This window comes from Bradyrhizobium sp. Leo170 (genome assembly GCF_004296405.1).
In the GTDB taxonomy this organism is placed as follows: domain Bacteria; phylum Pseudomonadota; class Alphaproteobacteria; order Rhizobiales; family Xanthobacteraceae; genus Bradyrhizobium.
This window is the reverse complement of record NZ_PSRR01000630.1, coordinates 1-2,192: the sequence shown is the minus strand read 5'-3', so window position 1 is coordinate 2,192 and position 2,192 is coordinate 1. Positions and strand designations below refer to the sequence as shown.

Annotated in this window: 3 protein-coding genes and 1 pseudogene; all 4 read left to right on the top strand. The window is 63.1% G+C overall.

Features of this window, described 5'->3' with window-relative positions; all coding sequences use genetic code 11:
• Positions 1–975 (top strand): glutathione S-transferase family protein (locus tag CWO89_RS43360; protein WP_245476844.1); only part of this gene is annotated, 975 nt, incomplete at its 5' end.
• A 16-nt stretch (positions 976–991) separates the two neighbouring features.
• A complete protein-coding gene (locus tag CWO89_RS43355; RefSeq protein WP_130584292.1) occupies positions 992–1,375 on the top strand; it encodes a VOC family protein in 384 nt (127 codons plus the stop codon).
• Between the two features lie 133 nt (positions 1,376–1,508).
• Positions 1,509–1,751, top strand: a complete 243-nt coding sequence (locus tag CWO89_RS43350; protein ID WP_130584291.1) for a hypothetical protein — start codon at positions 1,509–1,511, stop codon at positions 1,749–1,751.
• Between the two features lie 198 nt (positions 1,752–1,949).
• Positions 1,950–2,192: pseudogene (locus tag CWO89_RS47375) on the top strand (OmpA family protein); the annotation flags it as partial.

Here is a 2,192-nt window from a genome sequence, read left to right as displayed (position 1 = left end):
CGTGATCCGACCGGTCGGATCACGATCTGGGAGGGAACGATGAGTCCCGACTATCCCGTCATCCTCCATCATTTTCCTCAATCGCCGTTCTCGGAGAAGATCCGCCTGATCCTGGCGCTGAAGAACATGACATGGACCTCGGTCCTGATTTCCCGGATCATGCCCCGCCCGGATCTGATGCCGCTGACGGGAGGCTACCGGCGGACCCCGGTGCTGCAGATCGGCGCCGATGTCTACTGCGACACCCAATGCATCGTCCGCGAACTGGAACGGCGCTATCCGCAGCCGACGCTGTTCCCGAGCGGGTATTACGGGCTTGCCGCCGCGACGACGATGTGGACCGACCGTCCGTTCTTCCAGAACACCGTCAACCTGATCTTCGGCTCAGTGGCTGACAACGTGCCGCAGGAGTTCATCGACGACCGCGAAAAGCTGCGCGGCGCCAAGTTCGATGTTGCCGCCATGCGGAAGGCGATCCCGCAGATGCGCGATCAGTTTCGTGCCCACCTGCAATGGATCGAGGCCCAGCTTCGCAACGGCCATAGCTGGATGTGCGGCGACGCCCCCAGCCTGTGCGACGTCAACGCCTACATGAATATCTGGTACGTGCGCACCAACCTTCCCGACCTCGACAAGATGCTGTTCGAATTCCCTGCAACGCGATCATGGGAGGCGCGCATTCGCGCCATCGAGCACAAGCCATGCAAGGAAATCTCACCCGCCGCCGCACTCGAAATCGCCGCCAACGCTGCGCCACGGACCACCGTGCTGCCCGACCCCTATGATCCCAACCGCCGCAAGCCGGGCGACCAGGTCGAGGTGATGCCCGATGACTACGGCAAGGTCAAAGTGAGCGGCGAGATCGTTTCCCTTTCTTCGCAGCATATCGCGATCCGCAGGCACGACCCCCGCGCCGGCGAGGTGGTGGTGCACTTCCCGCGGGCCGGCTTCCTGGTGTTTGATCACGGCAGATAGGCCGAAGGGTTTCTTGATGATCGATCACATCGGCTTTCCGGTTTCCGACTATCAGCGTTCCCTGATGTTCTATCGGCAGGCGCTCGCGCCGCTCGACTACACGCTGATCATGGAAGTCACGCAGGAGAACGGCAGTGATGCGGCGGCCGGCTTCGGCGCGGGCGGCAAGCCGGATTTCTGGATCGGCGGCGAAGGCGGGCTAGAGAAGCCGCTGCATGTCGCGATCCTGGCAAAGGATCGCGCAACCGTGGATGCGTTCTACAAGGCCGCGATCGCAGCCGGCGGACGCGACAACGGCGCGCCCGGCATCCGCGCGCATTACCATCCCAACTATTACGGCGCGTTCGTGCTGGATCCCGACGGCCACAACATCGAAGCGGTCTGCCACGCGCCGGAATAACTTTCGGGCCTGGATCATCGGAACATCGCTGCATGCGTTCCGTTGTCGTTCTTGCGGAACAGGAACGGAGCGAACCATGATGCGTGATGATCCGCGCGCTGCGATCGGAAACAACGGCACGGTTACGCGCTAGATGCCGATCGAACCGCCCGAGATTCCGCCGGCGACACCAGGCACGCCGAGCGAACCACCGCCCGGCATTCCGCCGGGCAATCCGCGCCCTGAGGTACCGCCGCCGGCGCGCGAGCCCGGCGAACCGCCAGTGCCTGACGAACTGCCCGGCAAGCTGCCTGATGAAGTGCCGATTCGCGGGCCGAACGGTCCGCGCCCGCCGAATCCGACCGATGTCGCGGAACCACGCAAGGAACAATGGTGAGATCGCGATTTGCAAGTCTCGTCTGAATGAGCAATGAACAAGTTTGCTTGCAAGTCATTGCAGCGCTGAAATAAAAAGCCTTTCCCCTTTGTCGCCCGCCACATTGCGGCCTAACGAATAACCGTTGATCCGACCGCCGAGCTATTCGGCCCCCGCCCATCCTCTCCCTTGCCAAGAACTTTCCCGGGACCTGCAATCATGACAAACCTTCGCCTCGTGCTGCTTGCCACGACCGCATTGACGGTGACGCAGCTAATAAGCTTCGCATCGCATGCGCAAACCGCGCCACTCGTCGTGGCACAAGCGGAGAAGAAGGAGGAGGTCGGCCCGGACGGAAAGCCGAAACAGCCACCGAAGGCGGCACCGCCGGCCGGTGCGCCGAAACAGCCTGCACCGCCTCAGCCGCCCCCTGGCGCCGCTCCGCCTGCACATCCGTCCGCG

What these genes read in the sequence shown, in the direction of transcription:
- CWO89_RS43355 (WP_130584292.1), top strand. Translation starts at nt 992, where the DNA reads ATGATCGATCACATCGGCTTTCCGGTTTCCGACTATCAGCGTTCCCTG.
- CWO89_RS43350 (WP_130584291.1), top strand. Translation starts at nt 1,509, where the DNA reads ATGCCGATCGAACCGCCCGAGATTCCGCCGGCGACACCAGGCACGCCG.